A 6,344-nucleotide genomic window follows, 5' to 3' on the forward strand; every position below is an offset into this window, starting at 1 on the left:
TTAAAGACTTAAACGCTCAGGACATCAAGACCTTCGAGGATATCAAAAAGGTCCCCTTCACGTACAAGGAAGAGCTGCGCAAGTGGCAGGAGAACGTGGAGCCATTTCCGTATGGCGGGCTTCTGGGAGTACCCATCGAACAGGTGTCCACTTTCAGACAAACGAGTGGTACCACTGGTAGACCGGTCTACGTGCCCGAAACCTACGAGAGCTGGCAGTGGAGGGTTGAATCATGGTGCCATATACTCTGGATGGCCGGATTCAGGCCGAGACACAGGGTCTTTCTTCCTTTCGGGTACAACGTGTACGTCGCATTCTGGGAGGCACACTACGCCGCGGAGAAACTGGGATGTGAGGTTATACCGGGTGGCGCGCTCGATACCAAGGGGAGGGTGAACAAAATCATCGAACTCAAGGCAAATGCCATGACAGGCACGCCCACGTATACCCTGAACATAGCGCAGGAGGCCATCGGCATGGGTATTGACCCGAAATCGCTCGGAATCGAGCGGATCCTCGGCGCCGGAGAACCGTTGCCGGAGGCGACAAGAAAACGGATTGAGGAAATATATGGTTGCAAGATGTACGACCACATCGGCAGCACGGAGACCTGCGGATTCGCCGGCATGTGTGAGGCCCAGAAAGGCCTTCACAATATAGAACCGTTGTTTCTCGTGGAACTGCTCGACCGTGACACCCTGTCTAAGGAAGTGGCCGAAGGCGAACAGGGGGTGCTCGTTATCACCCCGCTCGGCAGACACTCTTTCCCGGTGATCAGGTTCAACACGAATGATGTGGCCGTCAAAGGACCGTCAACCTGCGAGTGCGGCAGGACCTCCTCAAAATTGATGGAGATCGTGGGCAGGGTCGATGATATTACCAAGATACGCGGTGTTCTCTTTTCTCCCAAGACTGTTGAGCAGCTTGTGCGGAGCGAATTCCCTGAGATTGTCGAATACGAGCTTGTAGTAACGCGCGAAGGCGTCATGGACAAGATGCTGGCGAGGATCGAGGTCGATCCGGTGCTTTCGACTGATGAGGCGGGGGCCGTTGCTTCACGGTTCGGCGAAAGACATAAGGTAAAGACGAATCTGTCATGCACGGTCAAGATTGAGCCCCAGGGCACGCTACCCAGGTACGATCTGAAGGCCAAACGATTCAAAGATATGAGAGGTGCACACTAATGGACGAGATCAGGAAAGAGATAGCAAATCTTCAGATGAGCGCCGAGAGATTGAAGTCCCTGGCAGAGGATAATAACGCGATTCGCAAGAATGTTGAAATCATACTTACTTTCTTGTATATATTGAAGTTTATTACACCTAACGCGGATTGACAGATTAAGGGCGCGAAACAAGGATGCTTTAGGCCTTTAAGCCTTTTGCACGAATAGCGTGAGAGCATGGTAGCCTCGTAAGCGTTTGGGGCTTGCTAACAGAACTAATACCAAGGAGGTCAATATGTCGTTACAAGGGAAGCTAGCATTGGTGACGGGCGCTTCCATGCCCAAAGGGATTGGAAAGGCTATTGCCGTCACACTGGCAAAAGAAGGGGCGGATGTGGTGGTGACCGGTTTTAACAACATGGATGGCGTCAAGGCCGTGGCCGAAGAGATTAAGGGGCTGGGGCGGAGAAGCATGGCCCTCAGGATGAACGGAAGAGATTACGCGGACGTTAAGAAGGGCTTTGAGGCCATTAAGGCTGAGATGGGGCCCGTCAATATTCTCATCAACAACGCCGCGCAGATGCGCCGCATGGTGACCATAGCCAAGGCGACCGCCGAAGACTGGGATGCCGAGGTCAAACTCTGTTTGAATTCAGCCTTCTATTGCATCAAAGAGGCATGGCCCGACATGTGTGCAAACAAGTGGGGACGCGTCATCACCATGAGTTCAGTGGCTGGAATGCTCGGGGGGTACGGGCAGTCAAGCTATGCCGCAGCAAAGGCCGGTCTTGTGGGTCTTTCCAAATCCGTGGCTCTCGAGGGTGCTCGGTTCAACATTACCGCCAACACCGTAGTCATCGGAATAGCGAACACTGAGGCCTATTTCGAGCCGATACCGTTGGAAGTACGACAAAAAGTAGAGAAAAGAACGGCGCTCGGCAGGCCCGCTGAGCCGCAGGAAATCGCTGATGCCGTGGCGTTTACCGTCTCCGACAAGGCGGCGTACATGACGGGCGCCATCGTAAACATGATGGGTGGCGAGGACCTTTTCGTGTTCTAAGAGCGGTATCGGAACGGGGAGATTATCCCGTCCCAGGGTGTGCTGAACATGTAGCCGCGGACCTCTCTTTGTGAGAAGGGGGCCCTCGGTCCTCGCTAAAAAAGGGGATCTAATGATAAGGCCACACTTCATCCTTCCGGATGGAGTGTGGCCTATTTTATGGTCGGAAGTGGGAACGACCTACTAATACTGATACGACGTAGGCACCTTCTTTGCCTTTTCCTGTCCCTTCCAGTATTCAATGCGTTCATGGATATAAGCGAGCCAGCTATCTACGTCGGCTGACTTATGACCCTTGGAAATCAGGTCTTTCCTGAAGTCTTCCACAACGGGCTGCGAGGCTTTTACCCAGCGCGCACTTTCCGCATCCGGGAGATTTATGATCTGCCCGCCTTCTTTCTGGAAGAAGTCCTTGCCTTCAATGTCTATATTGTTCCATTCGACGGCCCACCGTTCGATGAATTCATTGGAGAAATCGGTGATGGTCTTCTGTACGTCCGGAGGAAGACTGTTCCACTTGTCTTTGTTCATGATCACGAAGAAACAATAGGCGCTTCCTATCTTCCAGGATGCCGTGACGTATTTGATGATTTCGCCCGTCTTAAAACCCTTCAAGGTTTCAAGGGGGAGCAGCGCGCCTTCGATGACGCTGCGTTTCAGTGAATCATAAAGGTCGGGTGTTTCGATGGGAATCGGCGTGCCTCCCAGGGCCTTCACGATATCACCGAGCCTGCCTGTACCTCTTAGTTTCAGACCCTTCAAGTCTTCGAGCGTCTTCACCGGTTTCTTAATGGTCTGTATCACGTTTATAGGTGATGTGCTGAGCATGAGCACATGATACTGGTCGAAGTCTTTGGGTTTGAACTTGTAGTAGAAATCATTGGCCACATGAGTCGCTATCCAGGCACTCGGAAATCCGACCGGCAACTCCATAATCTCCATGACCGGAAAACGTCCCCTGGTATACGAGCAGTTGGAGAGCCCGATATCGGCAACGCCCGATTCCACGCCGGCAGCGATCTTTGGCGCGCCAAGCAACGTACCGCCCGTGTACTGTGTTATCTCTACCTTACCGGCAAGTTTCTTGTTCAATTCTTCGGCATACTTGCCCATCATTACTGAATTCATGTGGGTAGGCGGGAAGTAATTTGCGAATTTGAGTTTGATGACATCCGCTGCATTACCAAAGGAAGACACGGATAGGAGCAATAAAACGGCAACAACCAGCGACAAAGTTTTCCTACTCATTTTTTGGTACCCCCTTTTAAATTTTAGTTTTGAGCGATACTCCTAATATCAAGACCGCGCACATGATATCCCGACACACCATAACGACTGAACCGCTAGGCTTCACCATGGCATGCTCATTTAAATAAAACGGATGGCAGCCAGGTGGCTAGTCCCGGGAAGAAAAAGAGAAGTCCCCAGACAAGAACAAGCGAGATGAGAAAAGGCATGACCCCCTTATATATTCTGCCCATAGGTTCCTTGGTGATGTTTTTCACCACGAACACGCAGACCGCCACAGGAGGAATAACCACGCCGATCATAACAACAACGCCGATGAGAATCCCGAACCAGATGGGATCGAAGCCGAGTTTCTGCACGGCGGGATAGAAGATGGGCGTAGCAAGGATCATGAATGCGAGGTCGTCGATGAACGATCCCCCTATCTCATAGACGAAGCAGATCATTATCATGACCACATAACGGTTGAGCGGCAGGGCGACCAGCCAATCGGCCGTCTTCTGGGGAATATTGGTTACGGCGATGAAATGACCGAGGATCGCCGAGCCGGCGATGAGCATGAGAATCATCCCTGCAGTCCGCAACGCCTCGGTAAGGGATTTGACGTACCCCCTGAAATTGAGAGTGCGCTTGGCTACAGCGAGAACCAGGATAGCAAAGGTGCCCACCGCGCCTGCCTCAGTAGGCGTGAAAAATCCAGCCATGATGCCGCCCACGACGATGACAAAGACAAGGAGGATCCAGCCGACTTCCGGCAGAGAGCGTACCCTTTCCCTCCACGTAGACCGCTCCGACTTGGGGGCGATGCCCGGATTTAGTTTTACCCATCCATAGATGATGCCCAAGAAAAGCAAGGCAATAATCAATCCGGGGATAATCCCGGCGAGGAAGAGTCGTCCGATTGACTGTTCCGTGAGGATACCGAATATGATGAGCACAACGCTCGGGGGTATGATACAACCCAGCGTGCCCACCGTTGCAACGATACCGGTGGAAAGTCTTCTGTCGTAACCAAAACGGTCCATCTCAGGTATGGCCACGCTCGCAAATGTTGCCGAGGTGGCAGCTGATGAACCGCAAATGGCCTTAAAGCCGGTTGCCCCGAGCACCGTGGCCATGGCAAGACCGCCGGGGACATGCCCTACGAACCTGTGCGCCGCATTGTAGAGTCTGACCGCGATCCCGGCATTAAAGCCGATTTGGCCCATGAGAATAAAGAGAGGGAAGACCGTGTATCCGTAATTTGTAATGACATCGAAAACGTCCCTGCCCACGAGCTGCATTGCCGGTCGGAAGCCGTTCAGGTATGCGAAACCCACAAACCCCATGAGCGCCATGGCGAAGCCTAATTCGATGCCTGTTGCAAAAAGAACAAGGAGGAGAACAAGAGCGATTACGCCGACGGTTATCTCATTCATATTGGCCCCTCCATATTTTTACGATGTCGAAGATAAATACAAGGCATTCCAGGAAACAGCAGATCCCCACCCCGTAGGCAATTGGAAAAAAAGGAATTTTCAGTGTGGAGGAAACCTCCCCGGAGGCGTGCAATTCCACGCCGACCATGATGAGGTTATATCCGATAACCATGAACAGGATGAGGCAAAAGACGCGTGTCAGTGTGTTCATTATCGCCCTGGGCCTTTTGGAAAGCTTCTCGAGGAGGATTTCCATATAAACGTGTCCCCGGTCGAGCGACACCATGGGGATCGTGAAACCTATGACGACGGCGAGCGCCAGCGCCACCATCTCATAAGTACCCAAGATTGGGTAACCGAGAGCCCGCATGATCACGTCAGCCACAGTCAGAAACATCATAAGACTCAAGGCTGCACCGCCGATAAAACTGAGAACCTTATATAATACCCTGAAGAAATTGCTTGATAGATCTCCCATAATTACACCACCCTGTATGATTAATTACCTGTCTGCAACACTTTTCGCGTCAGCACTTCTTCAACAAATATCCTGTACAAAACCGAGTATTGATTCACCCCTCCTTTCAAGTTTATCTGCGTGTTCAACCCCCACGCTCGCCCATAGAGAAATTAAAGCAGTATCTATTGAGAAGCCATCCACCCTTCTCTCATAGAGCAGAGGGCAGACCTCAAACCGGGTCTTGTTCGGTCCCGCGCAAAGAAACAGGCGCCATTTCGTCTTCCGAGAATAATTGAGTGAGCGTATTCATTATATGGGGCCAAACCTGTGTGTCTTCTTACTAAGTTGTCCATACAGTGAAATAGATAGTCATTGAATGATATTATCACTTCCAGAGCTTTTGTCAAGAAAAAACGCATCATAGACAAACTCCTGAAAGGGAAGCACGTCGAAGAGTGGCACTGGCTTAAGAGAGTAGTCCGGGCGGCACCCTCCTGCAACAAATCTTACCTTGTTTCCCCCGTATACCCCATTTCCCTGGAGATGGCAAAAGCCGCTGCCGTAACCTCCTTGATCATGTTCTTGAGGTCCTTGGAGACTACCGACGAAGCGATGAAGGCGACGCCGATGGCCGCTATGACCTTTCCGGTAAAATCACGGATCGGGGCCGCTACTCCCCCGATGCCTTCTAGCGCTGTCTCCATATCCACTTCGTAACCTCGCTCTCGCACGAGTGCGAGCAGCTTGGCAAACTCTTCTCTGCTTGTGATCGATTTCTTGGTCGTGGCTGTGAGCGGGCTTTTTTGCAACAGTCTTTTTACTTCGCTATCAGGCAGGTATGCCATGAGTACCGGCCCAAGCAGCCCCCAATAGGGAGGCCGCCGTGTGCCGATCTTTGAGGTGAAACTGATCGGATTTCGCGGATCTTCCCTTTTGTCAACGTAGAGGACTTCGTCATTGTCGAGTATCCCGAGGAATATTGTTTTGCCGAGC

General features: G+C 51.8%; 7 protein-coding genes. 3 read left to right on the forward strand and 4 right to left on the reverse strand.

The features are described 5' to 3' along the window. The 3 genes from VMT62_01065 to VMT62_01075 all read left to right on the forward strand — a co-directional run. Positions 1–1,184: AMP-binding protein (locus VMT62_01065; protein ID HVN94995.1), on the forward strand; the 1,184-nt coding region annotated here is incomplete at its 5' end. After that, positions 1,184–1,336, forward strand: a complete 153-nt coding sequence (locus VMT62_01070; protein HVN94996.1) for a hypothetical protein — start codon at positions 1,184–1,186, stop codon at positions 1,334–1,336. The genes VMT62_01065 and VMT62_01070, both read left to right, overlap by 1 nt. A gap of 124 nt (positions 1,337–1,460) precedes the next feature. Continuing rightward, entirely contained in the window at positions 1,461–2,225 is a 765-nt protein-coding gene (locus tag VMT62_01075; GenBank protein HVN94997.1) for an SDR family oxidoreductase, read from the forward strand. A gap of 183 nt (positions 2,226–2,408) precedes the next feature. Here the strand turns inward: VMT62_01075 and VMT62_01080 are convergent, their stop codons facing one another. The 4 genes from VMT62_01080 to VMT62_01095 all read right to left on the reverse strand — a co-directional run. After that, positions 2,409–3,473, reverse strand: coding sequence for a TRAP transporter substrate-binding protein (locus VMT62_01080; protein ID HVN94998.1), 1,065 nt, complete (start codon positions 3,471–3,473; stop codon positions 2,409–2,411). Positions 3,474–3,589: 116 nt separating this feature from the next. Next, positions 3,590–4,891 (reverse strand): TRAP transporter large permease, encoded by a 1,302-nt coding sequence (locus VMT62_01085; protein ID HVN94999.1) that lies wholly within the window; start codon positions 4,889–4,891, stop codon positions 3,590–3,592. Next, on the reverse strand, positions 4,884–5,369 hold the full coding sequence (locus tag VMT62_01090) for a TRAP transporter small permease (GenBank protein ID HVN95000.1): 486 nt from the start codon (positions 5,367–5,369) through the stop codon (positions 4,884–4,886). The genes VMT62_01085 and VMT62_01090 overlap by 8 nt, the downstream gene beginning before the upstream one ends. A 488-nt stretch (positions 5,370–5,857) precedes the next feature. After that, on the reverse strand, positions 5,858–6,344 hold a 487-nt coding region (locus VMT62_01095; GenBank protein HVN95001.1), incomplete at its 5' end, for an IclR family transcriptional regulator.

Source organism: Syntrophorhabdaceae bacterium (assembly GCA_035541755.1).
In the GTDB taxonomy this organism is placed as follows: Bacteria; Desulfobacterota; Syntrophorhabdia; order Syntrophorhabdales; family Syntrophorhabdaceae; genus PNOF01.